Source organism: Pseudozobellia thermophila, from assembly GCF_900141855.1.
GTDB classification, from domain to species: Bacteria; Bacteroidota; Bacteroidia; order Flavobacteriales; family Flavobacteriaceae; genus Pseudozobellia; species Pseudozobellia thermophila.
In genome coordinates, this window is sequence record NZ_FQYU01000002.1 from 876,968 (window position 1) to 900,028 (window position 23,061).

Consider the following 23,061-nt stretch of genomic DNA (forward strand, 5'->3'; position numbering starts at 1 on the left):
TAACAACCTTGGGCCAATTGGAAAGCGGCGCACGCACCGCTTTCCATATCATCTTTGGACCCTTTGAACTTAGTATCCCGGGTTTTGGGTTATGGTGCCCCCCGATTTATCGATATCCGTTTGTGGAATAGGATATAGCTTGTTATGTGCTTGAAAGTTTTTTCCAAGTCCCTGCAACACTGTTTCGGCAATGCCCCAACGCTTTAAATCGTTAAACCGATGCGATTCGAAGCCGAGTTCTACCCTTCGCTCCGACTGGATCCATGTTCGTACCTGGGCCTGGTCTCCGGTTTCTTCCCTTGGGGCCAATGTGGCTTCGGGCACAACCGTTCCGTCGGCCGTAGGCGTATTCTTGGCCCTTTCCCGAATTTGGTTGATAATTGGTATTGCCTCGGTGGGCTTGCCACTTTCATTCAAGGCCTCCGCCTTCCAAAGCAGTACATCCGCATAGCGTATATACACCTTGTTTCCTGGAGAATCGTCGTTTCCCTTATAATCGTCGATCGCCCCCATAATCTTTGGCGAATGTTGCCCGGCTACATTTATGGTGTAGGCCAAACGGGGGTCATTGGGCTCAAATGCGGCCAAGAAATCCTCGGTTGGCGCAAAAAATCCCCAGCCTGCCACCGCGGCCAGACCGTTACCGTTGACCGGATTTTCTCCTGAGCGATGGTCGTAGGCAAAAATCACTTCTTGATCATTGAATTCCTTACTTGCATCAAAGGCATCGAAATAATTATCGTTCAAACCGTAAAACCCTAAATTATCCAACTCTGCTATCAGGCTCAAAACTTCCGACCAATTTTCATTGTAAAGTGCAATCTTGGCCTGAAGGGCAATAACAGCCCCAATAGAGACCCTCCATGGATCCGTTGCATCGTTCTTTACCCGAGGGGCCAATTCTTTGGCAGATTGTAAATCGATTGCTATTTGATCCAGTACTTCGGAGCGAGGCGCCCGTACAGATACCGAAAAGGCTTCTTCAAAAGAATCAGGTGACTTTAGTATTAAGGGAACATCCCCAAAATTATTTACGAGGTCAAAGTAGTAATAGGCCCTTAAAAAATACACCTCGGACAAGAGTTGGTTTCTTCTCGACTCCGAAATACCTGTTTTGCCAACTATCCCTTCATCGGTCAAAAAGCCAATGGCGAGATTACTTCGGCTTACCCCTTCATAATCATAGGTCCAAATACCATTAAAGGCTTGGTTTTCGGGCGTAAAATTGAAGTTACCTATTTCATCCATCCACGCTTGGTCCCCATCGGGGTTCCATTTTTTATTCATGTCGTTTGCGGCCATGTCCTGCAAGATGATATCGTTCCGGAACACCGTTCCAAGATCCCATCTCCAGTCCGGTATCAAGCCATTGAGTGTGTTTCTCAACGGTTGATAGGCAGACTCTACGGCAGATTCCACCGTTTCTAAAGTGGGGTCGGTATCTACTTGGTCCAAGGTAAGCAGCCCGATCGGGTCGTTGTCCAATTCACTGGTACAGGAAACCGTCGCAACAAACGGGATAAGGAACAGAAGGTTTTTATATAGCTTTTTCATTTTGATTTCTTTTGGGATTAGAATTTTGCATTTAAGCCGAACAACAGCGAAGCGGAACTGGGGTAAGTTCCCTTGTCTATTAAATCTGTCGTTTCGGGGTCAAGGCCTGTATAGTCTGTTATTGTCAAAAGATTCTGACCGGACAAATAAAGCCTTAGGCTATTGATCCACTTGATGTCATCCAGGGTATAGCCCAATTCGATATTCTTGAGCCTTACATAGGATGCATCTTCAACGAAGATGCTGGAAGTTTTACTGCTTCCATTATCCTCAAAAGCTACCCGGGGAATACTGTTGGTGCTGTTTTCGCCATCCCATGCATTCAATATGGCGGTAGTATAGTTAAATGGGCGCGTATCATAATCAACTATTTTCTTTCCATCATTGTAGCGGTCAACCCCTTCGACCCCTTGGAACATAAATGAAAAATCCCATTTTTTGTAAGACGACGTAAATGACAGTCCGAATGTAAGGTCTGGGATGGGCGATCCGATAAATTCCCGGTCATTGTCCGCACTAATGATTCCGTCTCCATTAAGGTCCTTAAACCTGATGTCTCCGGGCTTTGCACTAGGGTTTACGGTTCCGCTCAAATGCTGGTCAATTTCGGCCTGGTTCTGGTAAATGCCTTCCATTCGGTACCCATAGTAGGCATTTAGGGGCTGGCCGACCGTTGTACGGGTTACCTCCCCTACTATATTGGGCAGGTTAGGGTGTAGTTTTTCTACTTTATTGTCTAGTGTGGCCAAGTTGGCATTGATGCCATATTTGAACTCCCTTTCCGAATTTTGATAACCGACCGAAAATTCAAGGCCCTTGTTCCTCACCTCCCCGGCATTGAGAATGGTAGGCTCCACATTCCCCACAATGGAAGGCAGGCTTATGGGCAATAGGATATCACTTGTATATTTGTTGAAATACTCGGCCGTTAGGTTCAGTTTGTTTTGGAAAAATCCGGCATCAATCCCAAAATTGACCTGTTCCGAACTTTCCCATTTTAAATCGGGGTTTCCGAAACGATTGGTTTTAACAATACCGTTCTCTTGACTGATTAGGGTAAGGTAGGTATAATTGTCAATTTCTTGGTTCCCAAGAATACCCCAACTGGCCCTTAGCTTTAAATTGGATAGCCAATCCACGTCCTCTAGGAAGGACTCATCTGAAATCATCCACCCTGCGGATAGCGAAGGAAAATATCCCCACTGGTTATTCTCGGCAAATCTCGAAGAGGCATCGGCCCTTAGATTGGCCGTAATCATGTACCTATCGTCATAAGAATAGGAAGCCGAACCAAAATATGAGAAAAGAGCCCATTCAGAGGCGGAGCCACTGTTCCACAGATCGAGCTCGGTCCCCCCATAATCAAGGTAGCGGAATTCCTGATCGGTATAGGGGAACCTCGCCCTACTGGCCCCTATAGATGAGGAATAATTGGAAATATACTCCATACCCACCAAGGCGGAGAGGCTATGCTTGTCATTCAACAAGGTCTTATAGTTCAAAGTATTGTTGACCGTTAAGGTAAAGGCCTCCCCTCTTGATTCATTTAAGCTATTGGGGCGGTTCTGCCTTCCCAACCCTGCATCGATCGCGTTACCCCCACCATCGTCGTCTCCAAAGTTTTCGTTGAATACCTTATTGTGAAAGAAAGATAGATCTACCCCAATATTGGTCCTAAATGTCAAGTTCTTGTCCTTTAAAAAACGGTATTCCCCAAACACATTTCCAAAGGTTCTGTATGTTTTTTCGGTATTATCGGTAAAGTAGGCCATAGCTATTGGGTTGCCTACCATTTCGTACATACTTCGCTGCAAGCCCGCATCGTAACCTGTTTCGGTATAGAAGGGCATATCGGTAAAAGGGTCCCCTGTAGAATAGGTAGGGTCGTTTACATCCTTATAAACAGGAATTACGGGAGCGCGTAGCAAAGCAAAACGAATCAAACTTTCCCCTTTTGACGCCACCAAGTCTTGCTTATCGTACGAAAGCTGCAAGTTGGTGCCTATTTTCAGGCGGTCGGTCAAATCAGCGCTTATGTTGGTGCGGTAATTGATCCTTTGGTACTTGTCGTTGTCGTAAACCACTATACCATCTTGACCGTAGTATCCCAATGACATCAGGTATTGCAATTTTTCGTTGCCACCACTGGCGGTCAGTTGCAAGTTCTGCGAGCGTCCGGTCTTAAAGAGCTCATCCAACCAATCGGTATCGGCAAAATCGGATCGGCCGCGATCGGCCGTATAGGGATTGTTACCGGTATAGGTATTGTTCCACGCCCTTTCCAAGGTATTGATATATTGTTCGGAATTGAGCAAATTCGGCAAATTCACGGCCTTGTCAAAACTATTGAAGTAATCAATATTGAATGATATTTTTCCTTTGGTCCCCTGCTTTGTGGTAACCAAAACAACACCCCCGGAGGCCCTGGATCCATAGATGGCCGCTGCCGCAGCATCCTTTAATACGGAAATGGATTTAATATCGGCCTGGTTCAAAAACGAGATATCACGTGATGGTATACCGTCTACAACATAAAGGGGGTCGTTGTTGCCTATGGTACCCTCGCCGCGGATACGTATTTCAACCGGGTCGCCCGGCGCCCCGGTACTCGCTGTTACCTGAACCCCGGCCACTTGCCCCTGAAGTGCCTGGGAAACATTGGGCACCCTGGTTTTTTCCAAATTCCCAAGGTCGACAACAGCGACCGCCCCGGTAAGGTCGGCTTTCTTTTGGGTGGTATACCCAACCAAAACGACCTCGTCAAGTTTTTGGGTATCTTCTACCAATACCACTTCAATATGGGTTTGGTCTCCAACGGGTATTTCTTGCGATACAAAGCCAATGCTGCTGATCACCAGCACATTATTCGGACTTATATTATTCAAGGAAAAATTCCCATCAAAATCGGAGGCAACTCCCTTTGAGGTTCCCTTTACCACAATACTGGCACCAGGTATGGGAACCTTTCCATCCGACACATAACCAGTAATATCTTTTTGGGCATATAAGCCAACCACCCCCATAAATAGCAAAAAGGTAGTGGTCATTACTTTTAAGAACGGGCTAAATTTCATTTTTCTTTAATATTAGTTCGTTTGAAATTGTTAATATTCATTTTAGTTATCGATATTTTACAATATTCTCAACCCCACCAAATATATGGATGTCGCCATTCAAGGGTGTACACAATAATTTCAAAAGTGTACACTATTTCACATCCATCTGTAATACAACACATTACACATAAGGATGTATGAAACAACCATAGTGTCAAGTATATGTATATGGAGGTACGGCACCCTTGCAAAACACAAGGTTTAAGGAAGCTGTTTGCGTTTTATTCATCGGCCTATCCGAACAACAGGTATCTTTAGGAAGTGTTCTTTTTATGGTCTAATTGATAATCTTTTGGTGTCTTATAGTATAGTTTCTTGAACTCCCTATAAAAATAAGACCGATTGTTAAATCCTGAACGGAAGCATACTTCGGAGACCGTTAAATTGGTCTTTTTAAGCAATTGCGAAGCATGGCGTAAACGCATGGTTCTAATAAGGTCACCCGGGGAAAAACCCAACAATTCTTTGGTCTTTCTATAGAGTTGGGAAGCGCTTAGGCCCAGTTCCTGTTCCAAAAAACTGCTCTGTAGCCTATCACTGTCCAAGTTATTGTTTACCAAATCGATGAGCTGTTCTATAAAAACACGGTCTTTATCGGCTGTGTCCTCCCCTATCAAATCTTCAAATGGCGACTCTTGGGAAAAATGCTTTTGGATGTACTCCCTTTCTTCCAACAGCTTTTGGATCCTCAACAAGAGGTAATCTGGGTAAAAAGGCTTTGAAATGTAATCGTTGGCACCGCTCTCGATACCTTCCAACTTATGCTCGATAGAATCCTTTGCGGTAAGCATGATAAATGGAATATGGCACGTATCGAGGTTTTCCTTGATCCGTTTACAGAGTTCCACTCCATCCATTACCGGCATCATAACATCGCTTATAATCAAATCCGGCTCCCTGATCTTGATTTTTTCGAGGGCATCGTCGCCATTGGTGGCCATACGCAAATAATACCTATCGCCCAGCAATTCGACCAAAAGCTCTTGTACCTCGGGATCGTCCTCGACCAAAAGAATATACTTATGCCCCGAAACTGTATGTTGGTCCAACGCATCCAGTTTATGGTTTACAAGCCCGACCTCGTTTTCTTCCTTGGCCTGGCCCGCCATATTTTTGAGCGGTGGAGAGAGCGTGAACGATTTGGCAACCATATCCGTATGGTTCGCACCCCCATGACCACAAGGAAAATTTACCCGAAAAGTGGTGGCTTTATGCGGACTGCTCGCTACGGAAATGTTACCCTCCAACAGCTCTACCATTTTTTTGGTATAGGCAAGGCCTATCCCGGTTCTAAACATGTTGGCCCCTACCTCCTTGTCGCGGTCCAAGAGATAGAACTTTTCAAAAATCCGATTTAATTTCTCTTTGGGAATTCCTTCTCCCGAATTAGTAATGTTCAGTTCAAGGCTTTTCTCTCCCTTAAGCCCTACGATTTTTACATCCAAGGCTATAAACCCTTTTACAGGAGTATATTTAAATGCATTGGAAAGCAGGTTGAAAATGATTTTTTCCACTAAGTCCTTATCAAACCACCCCATTAGATTTTCGGGAAGCTCCACCTTGTAGTCGATGTTCTTTTTAAGGGCCAGTTCATCAAATAGTTCTGCGATCTGTTCGACCAAACTGACCAGGTCAAAATATTCCTTTTCTACGTTTAAATGACCGTCTTCCGCCTTGCGAAATTCCAAGATTTGATGGGTTAGAAAAAGCAGCCTGGAAGTGTTTTTCTTTACCATCTCAAAATACTTTCTTGTTTTGGCATCAAAGAAGCCCGATTCCCCAAGCCTTTGAACAGGAGCTACCATTAATGTCAAAGGCGTTTGAAGCTCATGGGCCACATTGGTAAAAAAATCAAGTTTGTTCTCATGGGCCTTTTCCTCCTGTTTCCTGATTAAGATACTACGCTGTAAGGATTGTTTTTTCTGGTAATACCCATAGACAAAAAGAACAAAAAGGGTAAAAAGCAGTGCATAAAGCATCAATGCAAGGCCCGATCTCCAAAATATCGGGGCTATTTTGAATTGTGCCGCCTCCACCGGTTCACTCCACACCCCATCTCCATTGGTCCACTTAAGCCACAGTGAGTAACTCCCTGCCGGTATATTGGTAAACGATAGGTTGGTACGCGCCCCTATTTGGTTCCACTCCGGATCAAATTGTTTCAATTGATAGGCATAACTACATTTCTTGTTGTTGATAAAGGTCAGGGCCGAAAACTCAACATTGAGAAAATTTTGGTTATGCTTCAATTCAATAACGGGAGCGGAAGCCTGATGTGGACTAATGACCAGGTTTTGATAATAAGGCTCACTTCCATCTTGGCCAATGATCCTGTCAATAAAAAGGTTGGGTACCTTATCCGAAAACCTTATTTCATTCGGAATAAAGTAGTTGAATCCTTTTCTGCCGCCCATAAAAATGTAGTTGAGACCCGTATACGCCGCCCCGTCCCCAAACTCATTGTCTTGCAGCCCTTCCTCTTTGGTATAGTTATAAAAGCGTTGCTCTTCTACATCCAATTTTGACAATCCGTAGTTCGTACTTACCCATAGGTTTCCCGAAGTATCGGAGGTAATCCCATGAATGGTGTTACTGGGCAGCCCCTCATTTACCGTGTAGCGGACAAAATTGCCTTCTTCCCTATACACATTGAGGCCAAAGCTTGTACCTATCCACAAATCGCCGTTGCTTGCTTTGTGCATGCACAAAATATCGTTGTTCGAAAGACTGTTCTTATTGCCTTCCTCATGTCTGTACACTTCAAAAGAGCCCTTTTGCTTATCGAAAAGGTTCAGGCCGCCCAACCGTGTTCCTACCCATAACGATCGATCATCGCGTGGTATAATGGCATAAATTATATTGCTGCTAATTTCACCCTGCCTTCCCAGGTTACCTACATATTGGCCAAAACTATCCAATGCAATTCCATTATCGGTCCGTTTCAATTTTATCCGAACAAGTCCATATCCGCTGGTACCTGCCCATATAAGGCCATCCTTGTCTTGATATAGTGCGTACACCGATTTGAATCGAGGTTGTCGTGGAACTCCCTGTACTTCACCCCACCCCATCAACCTTTCTTTTTTTAGGTCGTACAATGAAATTCCGGGCCCATCGCTTCCTATGAGCAATAGACTGTCCTTGGTAAGCAAAAGAGAGTAAACCGCATTGTCAATTGCACTGTTACTTTGGTTAAAGTTCCTATATCGTCGCCCGTTGTCCTCTTTGTCAAAAAAATTAGACGGGAAGCGGAACAGGCCCTTTCCCTTGGTTCCTACCCAAAGGGAGCTATCGGGCATTTGAAGGAAGGCACGAACAATGGTGCCCTCAAAATCGGGAACTTGACTACTTGACACCCCTTTAAAATGTTTGTTGTTCGGATGAACCATAAAAACCCCTTTGCCATCGGTTGCCGCCCAATAAATGTCCTCGGAACCGTGAAACAGGGACGTTAGTTTATTTCCTTTCAACCTCTCGAGCCATTTGGGCACAAAGGGCTTATTGTCGCGCCCCACCAAATAATGATCGACCCCAGTGGATACGACCACTCCCCTTTGTACGCGACCAATTATAGAACAGGGTCTATCTATGTCCAATTTTTGCGATCCCTTATGGTCGATTGATAAAATAGATGGCCTTCCCTCAACATCGACAACAAGCACCGCCCCGTTCCCCAAGATTTCAAAATCGTCAACTCCCCCAACAAGTCGGGAATACCCCATGGCCCTGATTATTCCCGTCTCTTCCTGTAGCTGAAGCCTTGAAAGTTGGCCCGAGGTATCCAAAACAAGAAGGGTATTCTTATCCAAAAACCTCATCTGAACAATAGGCATACCCAATAAGGAATCTTCCCAAATTTTTTGAAAAGTACTCCCATCGTACACACCTATCCCCCATTCCCTGGCATAGGCAAAAAGCCTCTTGTTCGGCGACAAAGCCATATTGAACTCGGTATCGGTCAGCGCAACCTTGTCTTTTTTTGAAAAATAGAAACGGTCAAATTTGCCCAAATGTTTATCATAGCGGTTTATGCCATGCATGGTCAGTACCCATATATTGCCTTGCTCATCCTCGGTTACCTTTAATATGACCTGATTGCTCAAAGAGGATGGATTGTTGAGCTCGGGCCTAAAGATCTTGAAGGTACGCCCGTCATACCTATTCAACCCGTCCCAAGTTCCCAACCAAAGCAGGTTGTCGGAGTCTTGAAAAACGGTATTCACCGAACTATGTGAAATACCGGATGCATTGTCCATCTGTTCAAGAATATATTCCGGTTGGGAAGGGGCTCTTTTTGTCGATGTCTGAAATTGTTCATGGACGGTATAACCTGAATAACTTTTACCGTACAAATCGGAGTTAAGAAGCAAAGTATACGCCACCAGGACAACAATCGTAATATATTTATTGTACCGCATGGAATAAAATTATTAAATAACCGTCTTTAAAATTTATCACCAAGCTAAAATGTTTCAAATTCAAGACCGCCCATCATACCAATGATTGAACAAAGAGAGGTATGCCCATTTCCCACAAAGGTTTGCAGAAGATGGGCATAAACGGGAATCATACGGATTACGGAAGAAATTAGGCGGTATGGCAGGCTCCAAGCCCCACTGTTCAAGAATCAGGGGAACGGAATACCTTGACCTATCGATTTCGACAAAACGCGACAAAATGAAAGCGATAAAGCGGCCTGAAAGACAAAGGATGGCCATAACACCAAGATGCGGTACAAGTTTTCCCCTTTATTTACCATATACTTTTGGGCTCCCTGTATTTTATGGAAACCGGAAAGTATGCTATAACATTCCACCAAAAAACACATGGCAGGCGATAAAGGCCAACACCGACATGATCACACCTAAGAGGAAAACATCAAAGGATTTTCTCAAAAGTCCGTGTTTTCTATCAATGGATTTTCCGAGGTAATAAGTATCCTTGGCTATTGACCTGTAAAGGTCGTCGCCCTTGTAAATTAAGTCGGTCAATTGGTCGGAGTATTCCTCTTCCCCCATATCGCGGAAATTACCAAAATACAATAAATTGGAAGTTTTGGCCGTACCGTGTTTGACCTCGGGACGCGTGGCCAACACTGCAAAATAGATTGAAATTAAATTGGTGAGCAGCAGCATCACCGCAGGAAAGATCAGATGCGGGTCTTTGTCCAATTGGCTTAACACCGTACCGATAATTATGGACAAAATAATGGCATTGATGGAAATTAGAATATTCGATTTTCGGTCGATCATTACGTTCAAGGTATAGTGGTTTTTCGATACCAATCGAAAAAGCGTCTCGGCACCACGCTCGGAACGCGGTTCTACTTTGGCCAACTTTTTCTTTAAGTACCTTAGCTTGTCCTTATCGATATTCAATTCGCCCGACAGGTATTCATCAATACATTTTTTCTTTTTTTTATCACTCATTGGATGGGGTCGATTGGGTGTTCAACTGTAATTAGAGGCTTCTATACTCTGCGATGCTTTCGTTAAAGAAGGCAGTGGCCCTTGCTTCGTCGACTTTCTCCATAGGCAGCACAGCTCCCTTAAAACCATCGTTCCTCCATTCCCCATTGCTTAGTGCGGAAAACTTGGAGGTGTCGATACCTTCATGCCCCCTATAGCCCGAAGCATAGAGGTAGAAATCGTCGATCATTGTATCGGGAATGGCCATACCAAAACCAACCCCTATATTTTTTCCCGAGTTAATGGTTTCATAGCCTCCTATGTCAAAATGGTGGGGCCAAACGCGAATTGGGGTACTTAAATTCATGGCATACACGACATTTTGCATAGCGTGCAAAGCAATTCTTCGATAGCCCAGCATCTTGCCCAACTGCTCTTGTGAGGGTTTCGAAAAGACAAAATCATCGGTAATTCGATCATAGGGAAGGTCGTAATGAAGGTCGTACTTATACACCCTATCGGGCGAGAGGCCCTTTGTGAGCTCCGTTAACCAATTTACAATTTCGCCGTGGGTCTTTCCGTCGAGTAGCAAGGTTGTCCGTACGGCATCATTAGATACCCAATGCAACGAAAATTGCAAATAGTCGAGTACTATTTTGTTTCCCTCTTCATTGAGGGGCCAAGTTTCCAAAAATCCCTTTTGGGCATCGAATCCCAAATTGGTATGGCTGTCATCATCCTTTTTATCCAAGAAACTAATTCCGGCGGTAGCCAAATATTGGGCCGCCAAGTGTATCATTTTTGTCATATTCGTTTGCTGTTATGGGTTAATACCGGCATAGTTGATTCCCGTGAGTCTATGTATATCGTAATCGAAGGTTGACAGGTCGTTAAAATTGAACTTCGATATATCGTCGTGACCACAGGCCCTTGCGATTACCTTGATCAGCTTGTTGGTGGCATCAAAGAAATTATGCAGTTGTTTTGCGGAAGCATCAATGATCAGCCGACTCCGCAAAGACTCTTTTTGTGTGGCTATCCCGACCGGGCAATTATTGCTTCCACAGGCACGCATTCCCAAACAGCCAATGGCCTGTAGGGCCGAATTCGAAACCGCTATGGCATCGGCCCCCATCATCAAGGCCTTGCTAAAATCCTCTGCAATTCGCAGTCCTCCCGTAATAACCAGGGTCACATCCTTCGCACCTACCTTATCCAAATATTTTCTGGCACGGGCCAAGGCGGGAATGGTGGGTACATTAATGTTGTCCCTTAAAATAGTTGGGGCCGATCCCGTACCTCCTCCACGACCATCCAAAATAATATAATCTACCCCGACATCGAGAGCGAATTGCATGTCTTTTTCGATGTGGCTGGCCGCTATCTTAAAACCTATGGGGATTCCACCCGTACGTTCCCTTACTTTCGCGGCAAAGGCTTTAAAATCGTCCACCCCGTGAAATTCGGGAAAGGTTGCCGGCGATATGGCCGTTTCCCCCTGCTTTAAGCCCCTTACCTCTGCAATCTCCCCGCTTACCTTGGTTCCCGGCAAATGGCCTCCCGTTCCTGTTTTTGCTCCCTGTCCCCCTTTGAAATGAAAGGCTTGGACCTTGTCCAGTTTATCCCAGGAAAAACCGAACTGTGCCGAAGCAAGTTCATAAAAATAACGGCTGTTGTTTTCCTGTTCCTGGGGCAGCATACCGCCTTCACCGGAACAAATTCCCGTTCCGGCCAGTTCGGCCCCTTTTGACAAGGCAATTTTAGCTTCCCGGGACAAGGCACCAAAACTCATATCGCTAACAAACAATGGAATATCCAAGATCAGCGGTTTTTTTGCCTTGGGCCCGATAACCACCTTAGTGGCAACATCCATATCATCGAGCAAGGGCCTGCTGGCAAGTTGGGCCGGCAAAAACTGTATATCGCTCCATTTGGGCAGTGTATTTCTATCGACCCCCATTGATGCCGAGGCCCCATGGTGACCGAGGTTCCTTAATCCGTTTTTGGCCAATTCCTTGATATACCCCGTATACGGTTCGGTTTCCTCGGGGTGGGTATCTGCATAAGCGCCCAAATAGGCATCGCGATCGAAGGGCTGCGCATGTTTTTCCAAATAGGCATCAATCTCAATGGCATCGACAAATAACTGGCCATCGTTAACTTTAGTGGCAAATTTGTGAAGTACCTCATCGTTGTTATATTCCGAAACGCCCGTATCGTACCTATAGTCCCATCCGTGCACCCCGCAAATAAGATTATGGCCGTCTATATGGCCATCGGCCATTAAAGCCCCCCGGTGCAAACACCTGCCATACAGTACGGAGAAATTATCATCAAATTTAACAACGACCAAATCAAGACCATTGACCAGGGCGTGCTTGGGTTTTTTATTTTCGATCGATGCTATATCGGCGATTGCGATTGGTTTTTTCATATAAACTTATTTGATTCGTATGGATTCTATAAGATACCCCTTTTATTTTTTATAATAATTTTCCTACTCATTTCAAAAGTCAGGGCGGCCTCTCCCCCAAACTTTCTATACCGCCCTTACCGATGCCTACATTCCCGTTTCGGTGATGGGAGCACTTGCCCATAGACCGGGACACCACTTATAAAAGCAAGTACCAGCAAGCCTTTTTGTAAGACAGGAAGGGTTCTCCGCCTTTGTACGTATCGATTGAGGTTCAGTTTAAATATCGTTTTAATACAAGCGTACGATATCGGAATATCTAAAACCATTGGTCGGATCCAATCCAAGGCTTTTTTCACGATAAAGTTCAATCGGCACCCCGATATCGCCGAGATACAGTTCACCTACCACAGCTTTCACCCCCTCAACGAACAGTCCCTTTTTGGGCATGGCCAAGGTCAAGGTAGCTGCGGCATCTATAGTGGCCCCGAAACGCCTTCCACTGGTCAGATCCAATCCCGATGGAGTGTCCAGTGCTATAATCGGCACCTTTTGTCCGTTTGCCCAATGAATCATCGCAGCTGCATTACCACGCGGCTTGCCCTTTAAACTATAGCCTATGATTCCGTCGATGATGGCATCGGGCGACTTTTGGCCATTGATTTCACTTGCCAATTGAATGGAACCCCCCATCCTCCGTAAAATTTTATATTGATGTAAGGGGATGGGCGTAAACTTTTTAGCTTCAGCGGTAACAAACACCTTTACGTTGGCGCCCCAATTGTGTAAACGCCTTGCCGCCACCAATGCACCCCCGCCATTGCCGCCGGTTCCTGCCAATACCACAATATTCTTTCCTTCTACGTCGCCGTTAAAAAATCGTTCCTTCGTAAGAATGGCCAAACATCGTCCCGCATTTTCCATCATTTGGATCAACCCAATATGATACTCATCCACCATCAGGCGATCTACTTCGATCATTTGAAGGGTGTCGATCTTTGGAAAATCGGTGTGGCTATTTTTTATATATGTACCCATTGCAAAAGTTTAGCGCTGTTCCGTCGTTTTTAATTTTATAGGATAATTAAAGGGAGCGTTTTTTCAATTTACCACTCCCCTTTCGCCTCCACATTTGAAAAAAACATAGAAAAACGTACCCGTACCTCCCAAGGCAAAAACCATTGTTGACCGTTTCCTCGGATATTTAGGTCGCACAAGCTTGGGTTTCCTTAACAAAAACCTGTTCAACGAACCCTATTAGGTGTTTTTTCAAGCCCCACGGAACACAGGTACCGATAAAAAGGGCGTTGAAAATTTCGGTTTTCACCATTGGAAAAATAACGAAGCTATTATTGAAGTATATACCCCCTATCGATACTTCTCGATCCTTTTATTGGACTATTATGGTATTTTTATATGGATATGGGTACTACAGCCAATAACGGTCCACAAAAATTTTACCATTCATTTACAAGGCCTTTTTATAAAAACATTCATTAAAAAATAAAAAAAAGCAGCTGGTTTTGTTAGGAACCGTTATAAATACGTCTCTTTCTTTAAAGAAACCCAGAAAAAAGTGAAATCTAGAATCCATATATCGATGAAGAAAATACTGATTATATACGGAACCCTCTTATTGGCCGGGGTGGTTTATGTAAACGATCGTTACGGACTCATGGCTATGGCCGGCTTAAAAGGTATGGGGCTTCCTGCCAAAACCGTACGGACCAGTTTGGAATTGCGCCATCAAAATACAAATTTGGTTGTCGATCATTCGCAGTGGACCGCATTGCTAAAAAAATATGTCGATGACAATGGACAGGTGGATTATAAGGGTTTTTTAAAGGATAAAGAGCAATTAAACGATTACCTGACCGCCTTGTCGAAGCAGGTACCATCGAACAACTGGTCGGTTCAAGAACAATTGGCCTATTATATCAACCTATACAACGCGCAGACCGTAGCCTTGATCTTAAGGCATTATCCCTTGCGAAGCATTAAGGATATTGACGGCCCATGGACCACGGATTTTGTAAAAATCGGCGACAAAGAACTATCGCTCGGTGCTTTGGAGCACAGTATCCTCAGAAAAATGAACGAACCCCGCATCCATTTTGCCATTAACTGTGCTTCGGCCTCCTGTCCAAAATTGCTGAACGAGGCCTTTGTCCCCGAGAAATTGGAAAAACAGTTGGAAGAAGTGACCCGGGGTTTTATCAATTCCGAAAACAATACCATTACCCGCGATAACTTAGAGCTATCCCGGATCTTTAAATGGTACAAAGGTGATTTTGCGAACGGAAAACTCGTGTCGTACATCAACCCATATACGGAAATAGAAATTGCGCCCAAGGCAAAGATCAAATACAAGGAATACGATTGGAGCTTGAACGAAAACAAGTGATTTTCGCTTCGCCTTGTCCGTTTTTTTAAGTGATGTTCCTTTTTCCTGAACGCCCCGATAAAGCCTTTAAGGCCCTTGTTCAGGTTGCCTTAAGCCCTACCTATTATTTACGGAACCCACATGACCAATAAAGTCCCTGAACTGTCTTGTCATGGCCATAAACGACAAATCCCCATATTTGATGGCCCATGGGGATTGGGTTTATTTATCCGGTTGGGTTACGGGCAAGCCCCTTAAAGACAGAGCAACCCATCGATAGCTGATTTCCCTTGGGATCAAGGCCCTACGATCAACTTTATCCGCATAGTGCTTGCATGCCCCGGGAAGGTACAGACGATCCAGTATTCCCCGGCCGAATTCGGCACCTCAAAATAAATGGTTTCTTGGGACCCTGGTTGAACGATTCCGGTATGGCCCAAGACCAGCTTCGAATCGGGTACATAGTTCACATCGGCACCATCAAGGCCCAGATTCAAGGCCAATTGGGCCACTTTGTCCACTGATTCCACTCCCTTTTGCGTGATGACCAGATTGTGCAACATGTCGTCGTTGTTCGTAAAGGTTATTTCCAACTTCGCCCCGCCTTTTACACGAAGTTCCTTTACATCATAGCGGAGTCCGGGCTCCGTGCCGATAACCAATTTCCGATCCGGGCCCTTCGTCCATGTTAGGGGCATTTCATTCCTTCTTTTGGGTTGGTGGACCCCTTTTGCATCGGAACCGTTATCCAAGGGTTTTGATTTCAAGGTACCACCCGGGACTTCGTTAAGGGTATAATAGCCCGTAGGGTGAAGCAACTTTTCACCGCTTTGCGAACCCAGTAAAGGTATTTTTACCTGATGGATAAACCCAAGCCGCATCCCATTTATCCTTAAACGGACCGAAAGACCATCGTCGGCGACTTCGGCAGCTACCACTTCCGCCTTTCTCTGGTCGACAATCGGACTCCCGTAAGTATTGTGATACAGGTAATTGAACGTGGTCACCTTATATTGTGAGACGTCCTCGCCCGCCTTTTTGTCGATCGGCTTGGTAAAGGTTATCAAAAAACCGTCGTCCTGGGCCTTTATGGTCTTCATTTCAAAGGGCGTCTTCCCCTTCCAGACCAGTCTTTGCAGGCCGAACATTTTTTTGCCGGTCGAGGCCCATCCCCTACTGGTCATCCCCACAAACATACTGTTGTCACTGCCCCAAAGCATGCGCAAGATACCCGAAGAGAAGCCTTCCACAAAAGGAAAAACGGCACCTTGGTATACGCCGTTTACCTTTTCCATAAAAACCCTCATGATCTTACTATGGCCTTGATCACCTACGAACATCTGACCTTCAAAGGGCCCGAATTTGCCCTGGGTGTTATCAAATACCATATCGGAAGTCGAGATGCCCAAAATGGTATGGGGCAACCAAATGGCGGGCACTTTTAATTCAGGAACCTTCTTGGCATACTCGTACATGGTGAGGCCGGATTGTTCCTCGATATCCTCCATTTTCAGGTCTAAGGGCGAATTCGGTTCGCCCGACCATACCAGGCCTTCGGGGTTACCGGCAAAATCGCCTTTTTCCAGATGGGTAATGCGTCCCGACCCTACCCAATCGCCTTGATTTTCGGAGTAAAATACATCGCCCGCATCATTGATCACAAAGCCGGAGGGCGAGCGCAGTCCCGTAGCTATCGGGGTCATTTCCCCCTCGGGCGTAATCTTGAGCATCCAGCCCCGCCACTTGACCAAACTAGCCCCGTGTCCGATCCACGAGAGGTTCAAGGTAACGAGCATGTCACCGTTCTCCGTAAATTTGGGGCCATAGGAATAATCGTGGTAATTGCCGGACAAAGGCCAGGCATAGATTGTCTTATAGCTATCGGCGGTGCCGTCATTGTCCTTGTCGGTAATCTTGGTCAGCTCGCCCCGTTGGGCCAGATAAAAGCTGTTGCCCCTATAGTTAAGGCCGAGCGGCTCGTGCATGCCATGGGCAAAAAGCGAGTATTGGGGATCCTTGCCATACGGTTTGTCTATTACCCAAAGTTCGCCCCTACGGGTGCAGACCGCAAGCTGGTCTTTGTCGGTAAGCGTCATGCCCCCTACCTCCAATACAATATCCTCGGGAATGGGCACGTCTTCAATGCCATAATATGCCGCCTCTTTCCTTGCCATTTCGGTCTGTGCCACTGCTGCCTGCACAAAACCGAAACATGTTACGATTAAAATAAACCTATATCCGATTTTCATATGCTTCGTTTACCAAATGATATTATATTCCAAGCCCTGTGCGCCGGAAGGCAGCCTTACCAGCAATTCCTCCTTATACCCGTTGGATCGGATTTCGGGAGGCGTTCCCTCCGTTGCAATAGCCATAAAATAATTGGCTCCATCAATGCGATACGAACCATCGGGAAGCTTTACGACGGAATCTCCAACGGCCAGCTTATGCCAGATTTCCTTATTGCCCTCTATTTCTATTTTTCTTTTTAGACCACGTTCTTGGTCCAAGGGCAGCAACTTGTCCTTGATATGCACTCCCGAAACATTCCTTAAAAAAACGGGGAAGCCTTCCCCATCGATCTCATAGCCGTCATAATCTTGTGGAGAGGCCCCGTAATCGTGAACGGGCCAGGGCGACTCTTTCGATTCCAGATGGGCAAACTGGGGCCCTCCCGAAAACCAGACCGTAAACCCCAACGGTTTGCCGAGTTGCTCTATGCCCCTACCCAACCACATTTCCGTGGCATCGAAAAAGTCTCCGCTCCAACCGGCCAACACAGATCCGGCGGCCAAATCGTAAGCAAAGTGGACCTTATCGGGCGACCCTACGGAAATACAATGGGTCCTCTTGCTACCGTTATGCATCAAAAATCCGCGTTGCATTACCACTTTATCCCCTACCTCGACCAATATCTTGTTGGCCTCGGATTCCTTCTTTTCCAACAAGGATCCGGGGGAACTCAAAGGCCGACGTTCCATATTGGGTCCCTCATAACTTAAGGTAAAGCCCTGTCGCCATTGGTTGTGCTTGTTATAAACGAAGCGAAAAGGAAGCTCGCCCTTTTCAAGTTCCACCATGCCGGTCTTCGGTTCGTCGAGTTCATACTTCCCATCTTGGTCGATAATCGTGTCATTGCCTATGATCAGCAGGCTCCCCCCACTGTTGATCCGCGTATCGAACAAATAGGTACCGCTGACCGGTACCTCTAGGATACCGTTAAAGTCTAAAAGCCGAGAAACCCTGTTCTCCGTTATAAGCGCCGACGAAATGCTGTCGGTTTCAAATTTTCGTATCGGTTGCAGGGTATCCAAATCGGGAATTTTCACCCCCCTATAATCATACTCCCCGACCGATATCTTGCTTAAAGCGATTTTATCGGGACCGTAAAGCTTATATTTCAGGTTCTTTAAGGCAACGGGGCCGTGGTCGCCCTGGATCATCAGCGGGGCCTTTGCCACTTCATCGTTTGCCATACTTGACCGGGTAGGTGCGGAGACTTCTTGGTCTTTATGGATAAGCTCCCCGTTCAACCACACTTCCCTAAATTGGGCGTTTTTTGTTTTTTTGCCGGATGCGTCGAACCGGGGGGCGTGGAAGACAATTTTCAGGCGCTGCCACAGTCCGGGAGCCTTGGCCGCGTTCAATTTGGGAGGATATCCCTCTTCGCCGTTATCGCGCTGGTAGATCCCCCCCATATCGCCGTAGGTGGGTTCGGACGTCTCCCAGCTATCGAAAAGCTGGACCTCATACCTGCCTTGGAAGTACAATCCTGAATTGGAACCCTTCGGCATCATTACGTCGACCTCCAACTCGATATCGCCATGCTCGAAATCCGTAAGCAAGTGGCCCTTTTCCGTTTCCGTAGGGATATTCAACAAAACGCCGCTTCCCTCCGTTGACTCGATGGCCTTATCCTTCGACCTATCCACAAACACCCCCCGTACGACCTTCCAGTTGGACGAAGTAGCTCGAAACGCACTTAAATCGTGAAGCGATACTTCGGTAAAGGGCAGTACGTCCGGCTCGGGGGAAATTTCGGCACTCTCGGTTTCCTTTACATCCTTACACGAAAGAAACAGGAAAACCAGGGCAATAATGGGTATGCTATTTTTCATAAGCTTGGTTTGCCATTAAAAATATTATATAAGGCCGAATAAGGCCAGTTAAATTTGTTTATTTTATAAAATGAAGGACGTATGTTACAAAATCCATTCCATGGGAAAAGTCCAAAACATGCAACTGGCCCCAAAGGAAGGCAAACCTTCCCGTCGGGCCGAACTACGAACCCGCGGACTGCCTGAACGCCTCTATTTCACCGGAAGTAGTGGGCAACCCCGGCCCCAATAGTTGGGCGCCGTCGGAAGTTATATAAAAAACATCCTCTATACGTATGCCCCCGAAGTGCCTATACGCTTCCAAGCTCTCGTAATCCACGAAATCGAGGTAGGCCTTTTGACCCTTTCTCAAATCGATGAGCTCGGGTATAAGATATATTCCCGGCTCAACGGTAAGTACCATTCCTTCTTGTAAAATACGGCCCAGGCGCAGGGACTTAAATCCAAACTCGGTGCTCTGCCTCAACTCGTCGGTATAGCCCACATAGGCCTCGCCCAGATTTTCCATATCGTGTACGTCCATACCCAACATATGCCCTAGGCCACATTGAAAAAACAAGGTATGTGCCCCTGCCGAAACGGCCTCGTCCGGGTCGCCCTTCATCAGGCCCAGTTCCTTCAAGCCCTCAACGATCTTTACGCAAGCGGCCCAATGGACCTTGTAAAATTCAATACCGGGCCTTAGCATTTCCTTTGCCGTTTTATAGGCCGCATAAACGATATCGTACACCTGTTTTTGCCTTGTCGTAAATTTTTTGTCGACCGGAAAAGTTCGGGTCAAATCGCCCGCATATCCCGAATGGGCCTCGGCGCCACAATCGCAAAGCACCATATCGCCCGATTTGAGTTCGTTGCCCCGATAATGGTTGTGCAAAATTTGGCCGTTTACCGTCATGATGGTCGGAAAGGAAGTCCCCGCCCCATGGGTCAGGGCAATGCGCTCGACCTCGGCATATAGATCGCGCTCCGTAATACCCGGCCGGGCCATTTCCATGGCCTTTTTCTGCATCTCGACGGTCGTGGCTATCGCCCCTTCTATCTCGGCCAGCTCATCGGCGGATTTAATGGAACGCAGAGCAACAATGGCCTTGATAAGATCTATGGAGACCTTCCCTTCAATTTCTTCCAAGGGAATTTCAAGAAGCCTGGCCAGCTTTAAACGATGCTCCGATCGATAGGGAGGTAAATAGTGGATCTTGTTTTTTCGTTGCAAAGCTTCCTTTAGGTCGCCTTGCAGGTTTGCGCTATCCGCTACGTGCCTAACGCCCACCGAGGCCGCCTTGTCTTCAAGGCTTTGGTGGCTCCCCGAAAAAATAACGTGGTCGATCGATAGGGCCGGACCGTACAGCTTCTCCGTATTCCCATCAATATCGATCACGGCACTAAGGCCGGGCATCGAAATTCCAAAAAAATAGGCAAAGGTGCTGTCTTGACGAAAGGGGTAAACGTTGTCTTCAAAATTGCTACCCACCTCGTCGTTCCCCAAGAAAAGGATTACTCCGCTTCCTACGGCCTCCTTTAACTTCTTCCTTCGATTGACATATACTTCTTTAGCAAACATTCGTTTTTATTTAATTGTTATCGACCATGGCCTGAAAGACCTTCGCCCGTGCGCCTCTTGGACCTATTTTCCACCCGCAGGCAGTTTTTCAAGCCAGAAATTTTCCATCGTCCTTCTCAAATGGTACGAGGTATTTTTCCGCTCACGAATGGAATGCGACCGCATCGGATAGGTCATCATATCAAAGATCTTATCTTTTTCTATCAAACGGTCTACCAGCATTTCAAAGCTTTGATAGTGCACATTATCATCTGCGGTACCGTGAATAATCATAAGATTGCCTTCTAAATTCTGGGCGAAGTTAATGGGCGATCCGTTGTAATACCCTTGCCCATTGTCGGGCAATAGCCCCATATAGCGTTCTTGATAGGTGGCATCGTACAACCTTTGGTCGGAGACGAAGGCCAATGCCAGTCCGGACTTATAGATTTCGGGGTACCGAAACATGCAATTCAGGGTCATCTGGCCACCGCCGCTCCAGCCCCAGATTCCGACCCGCTCCGGGTCTAAAAATGGGTAATCGGCCAAAATTTTCTTGGCCGCCTTGCTTTGGTCTTCGGAAGCCAGAATCCCTATTTGTCCGTAGATCGATTTTCGCCACTCCCTGCCCCTGGGCGTTTTGGTACCGCGGTTATCGACGCTCATGACCACATAGCCCTGCTGGGCCATGTACTGGTCCCACAGGCTGCCTCCGTTCCAGTTGTCCTGTACCGTGGCCCCGGCCGGTTCGCCATAGACGTAGAACAGTAAGGGGTACTTTTTGGAAGGGTCGAAATCGACAGGTTTTATCATATAGGCATCGAGCACATCATCGCCGATATCGACCTTTACAAATTCCTTGGGCCTTAAGCCCAGGGCATCGTATTTCTGTTTGAGCTCCTTGTTGTCCTCGAGTATCCTGACCTGTTTGTGACGGGGCAAGCTCACCAATGAATACCGTGGCGGGGTAAGCGAGTTTTGAAATGTTTGTACGGCCCACTTTGCGTTGCCCGATATGAGGTAGTCGCTTTGGCCGGAATCGGAAACCGGGGTAATGCGCTCGGCTTCCCCCTTGCCATCGATACGGCTCCGGTACAGGTAGCGCTGGGTATAGTTGTCGGGGGATGCGATATAATAGACATAGCCGCCCCGGGTATCGATGCAGTTGATTTTCACCACATCGAACTCACCTTTGGTAATCGGCTCGATCTCCTTGCCATCCCTGGAAACCTTGTACAAGTGCAGCCAACCGTCGCGCTCGCTCGACCAGGTAAAATATTTTTCGCCTTCCAACCAGCGGATATCTTCGTGGATATCTAAAAACGCCTCGTCCTTTTCGGTCAAGATATTGGTCAGTTTCAGGTTTTCTATATTGGCGATATAGACCTTATTAGTGTTTTGGGGTCGGTTCAATTGTTGGATCATCAATTCGTTGGAATTGGGAATGAAATCCATTCGCGCCAAGTAGTTGTTTCGCGGGTCGCCAGGAATATCGAACCACTTGGTCTTGCCCCCGTTTGAAGGTATAACGCCCACTTTTACGGCGGAGAGCGTGGTACCAACTTTAGGGTATGGCATAGGTATGGGCCTGGAATAGATGGAGTCGATATTGTTGATCATATAAAAGGTACCCACGCCTTCGGTATCGGACTGCCAATAGGCAATATGCTCGCCATCGGGACTCCATCGGAAGCCGTCCCTGCAACTGAGCTCCTCTTCATAGACCCAATCGAAGGTACCGTTGATGATATTCCCTCCCCCATCGTAGGTCAATTGCTTCATCTCATGGCTTTCGACATCCTCGACATAGATATTCAAATGGCTTACAAAACCTACCCGCGAGCCATCGGGCGAAAATTTGGCGAACATAAGCGAGGCCTCCGGCAAAGTTTTACCCAATTGCCCCAGTTTTTTCGTCTTGAGGTCGAGCACCCAATAATCGCCCCGGGTATGATAGCGCCACACTTTTCTGGTATTGGTAAAGATCAAGAGCTTGCTGTTATCGTCGGACCAGGTATAATCTTTTACAACAAGCGGTTTATCCTTTTGGGGCGGAACCAAGTCAGCGGCAGACACCAAGAGCGACCTTTTGCCTGTTTTGGCATCGTATTTGACGATGTCGTTTCCACCAATCGCCGTATTCCTTTCGAGGGTGGAATACCCCTTGTTGTCCTTCATCCAACGGACGGGACCAAAACCTTTCTGTTGAAATTTTCCGTTTTTGTAAATATCCGCCAAGGTCAATTTTTCGGAAGTTTGGGAAAGCCCGGTACCTACACTGCACAAGGTCAAAAAAAGACCCAACCATATCATTTTTTTAGTGCCCATCATTTTTTAATCAGCTATATTTTAAACATTTACAAACCACCCACCCATAGAAGAATCGGCAAGTGTCAAGTTTTTACAATAATAAAGCGATTTGCGCGAAGCATCAATATACATATTAGCCAAAACCAATACTATATTAATTATTTGATCCTTCCCCGGCCGTCGACGGTATATTTTCCTCTTCAAATGTCCATATTTTTT

Annotated in this window: 12 protein-coding genes; 1 reads left to right on the forward strand and 11 read right to left on the reverse strand. The window is 46.3% G+C overall.

Translation table 11 applies throughout. From position 1 onward, the window contains the following. Nucleotides 1-69 precede the first annotated feature (69 nt). The 7 genes from BUB37_RS08945 to BUB37_RS08975 form a co-directional block, all read right to left on the reverse strand. Nucleotides 70-1,554 carry a RagB/SusD family nutrient uptake outer membrane protein gene (locus tag BUB37_RS08945; RefSeq protein ID WP_072991983.1) on the reverse strand — a complete coding sequence of 495 codons (1,485 nt, stop codon included), beginning with the start codon at nt 1,552-1,554 and terminating at the stop codon, nt 70-72. A 17-nt stretch (nt 1,555-1,571) separates the two neighbouring features. Then, nucleotides 1,572-4,628, reverse strand: coding sequence for a SusC/RagA family TonB-linked outer membrane protein (locus BUB37_RS08950; RefSeq protein WP_094766624.1), 3,057 nt, complete (start codon nt 4,626-4,628; stop codon nt 1,572-1,574). 296 nt (nt 4,629-4,924) lie between these two features. Further along, nucleotides 4,925-9,088 carry a hybrid sensor histidine kinase/response regulator transcription factor gene (locus BUB37_RS08955; protein WP_072991991.1) on the reverse strand — a complete coding sequence of 1,388 codons (4,164 nt, stop codon included), beginning with the start codon at nt 9,086-9,088 and terminating at the stop codon, nt 4,925-4,927. A 384-nt stretch (nt 9,089-9,472) separates the two neighbouring features. Beyond that, nucleotides 9,473-10,099: a Pycsar system effector family protein gene (locus BUB37_RS08960; protein WP_072991996.1), complete on the reverse strand. Its 627-nt coding sequence runs from the start codon at nt 10,097-10,099 to the stop codon at nt 9,473-9,475. A gap of 31 nt (nt 10,100-10,130) precedes the next feature. Continuing rightward, entirely contained in the window at nt 10,131-10,886 is a 756-nt protein-coding gene (locus BUB37_RS08965; protein WP_139278093.1) for a hypothetical protein, read from the reverse strand. 12 nt (nt 10,887-10,898) lie between these two features. Beyond that, entirely contained in the window at nt 10,899-12,512 is a 1,614-nt protein-coding gene (locus BUB37_RS08970) for a glutamate synthase-related protein (RefSeq protein ID WP_072992002.1), read from the reverse strand. A gap of 270 nt (nt 12,513-12,782) precedes the next feature. Next, on the reverse strand, nt 12,783-13,529 hold the full coding sequence (locus BUB37_RS08975) for an NAD(P)H-hydrate epimerase (protein WP_072992005.1): 747 nt from the start codon (nt 13,527-13,529) through the stop codon (nt 12,783-12,785). A 562-nt stretch (nt 13,530-14,091) separates the two neighbouring features. Here BUB37_RS08975 and BUB37_RS08980 point away from each other — a divergent pair. Further along, nucleotides 14,092-14,895, forward strand: a complete 804-nt coding sequence (locus BUB37_RS08980; RefSeq protein ID WP_072992007.1) for a DUF547 domain-containing protein — start codon at nt 14,092-14,094, stop codon at nt 14,893-14,895. Between the two features lie 275 nt (nt 14,896-15,170). Here BUB37_RS08980 and BUB37_RS08985 read toward each other — a convergent pair whose 3' ends face one another. The 4 genes from BUB37_RS08985 to BUB37_RS09000 all read right to left on the reverse strand — a co-directional run bounded on the left by BUB37_RS08985 (nt 15,171) and on the right by BUB37_RS09000 (nt 22,863). Then, nucleotides 15,171-17,123, reverse strand: a complete 1,953-nt coding sequence (locus tag BUB37_RS08985) for an auracyanin family protein (RefSeq protein WP_072992010.1) — start codon at nt 17,121-17,123, stop codon at nt 15,171-15,173. 9 nt (nt 17,124-17,132) lie between these two features. Beyond that, nucleotides 17,133-18,992 carry a 3-keto-alpha-glucoside-1,2-lyase-like domain-containing protein gene (locus BUB37_RS08990; RefSeq protein ID WP_072992013.1) on the reverse strand — a complete coding sequence of 620 codons (1,860 nt, stop codon included), beginning with the start codon at nt 18,990-18,992 and terminating at the stop codon, nt 17,133-17,135. 163 nt (nt 18,993-19,155) lie between these two features. Continuing rightward, on the reverse strand, nt 19,156-20,553 hold the full coding sequence (locus tag BUB37_RS08995) for an aminopeptidase P family protein (protein ID WP_072992016.1): 1,398 nt from the start codon (nt 20,551-20,553) through the stop codon (nt 19,156-19,158). Between the two features lie 63 nt (nt 20,554-20,616). Then, complete coding sequence (locus BUB37_RS09000; protein WP_244526776.1) at nt 20,617-22,863, reverse strand: S9 family peptidase; 2,247 nt, start codon at nt 22,861-22,863, stop codon at nt 20,617-20,619. Between the last annotated feature and the right edge of the window lie 198 nt (nt 22,864-23,061).

Bases quoted from the DNA above. Each gene is read 5' to 3' on its own strand.
- BUB37_RS08945 (WP_072991983.1), bottom strand. From the start codon at position 1,554: ATGAAAAAGCTATATAAAAACCTTCTGTTCCTTATCCCGTTTGTTGCG.
- BUB37_RS08950 (WP_094766624.1), bottom strand. From the start codon at position 4,628: ATGAAATTTAGCCCGTTCTTAAAAGTAATGACCACTACCTTTTTGCTA.
- BUB37_RS08955 (WP_072991991.1), bottom strand. From the start codon at position 9,088: ATGCGGTACAATAAATATATTACGATTGTTGTCCTGGTGGCGTATACT.
- BUB37_RS08960 (WP_072991996.1), bottom strand. From the start codon at position 10,099: ATGAGTGATAAAAAAAAGAAAAAATGTATTGATGAATACCTGTCGGGC.
- BUB37_RS08965 (WP_139278093.1), bottom strand. From the start codon at position 10,886: ATGACAAAAATGATACACTTGGCGGCCCAATATTTGGCTACCGCCGGA.
- BUB37_RS08970 (WP_072992002.1), bottom strand. From the start codon at position 12,512: ATGAAAAAACCAATCGCAATCGCCGATATAGCATCGATCGAAAATAAA.
- BUB37_RS08975 (WP_072992005.1), bottom strand. From the start codon at position 13,529: ATGGGTACATATATAAAAAATAGCCACACCGATTTTCCAAAGATCGAC.
- BUB37_RS08980 (WP_072992007.1), top strand. From the start codon at position 14,092: ATGAAGAAAATACTGATTATATACGGAACCCTCTTATTGGCCGGGGTG.
- BUB37_RS08985 (WP_072992010.1), bottom strand. From the start codon at position 17,123: ATGAAAATCGGATATAGGTTTATTTTAATCGTAACATGTTTCGGTTTT.
- BUB37_RS08990 (WP_072992013.1), bottom strand. From the start codon at position 18,992: ATGAAAAATAGCATACCCATTATTGCCCTGGTTTTCCTGTTTCTTTCG.
- BUB37_RS08995 (WP_072992016.1), bottom strand. From the start codon at position 20,553: ATGTTTGCTAAAGAAGTATATGTCAATCGAAGGAAGAAGTTAAAGGAG.
- BUB37_RS09000 (WP_244526776.1), bottom strand. From the start codon at position 22,863: ATGATGGGCACTAAAAAAATGATATGGTTGGGTCTTTTTTTGACCTTG.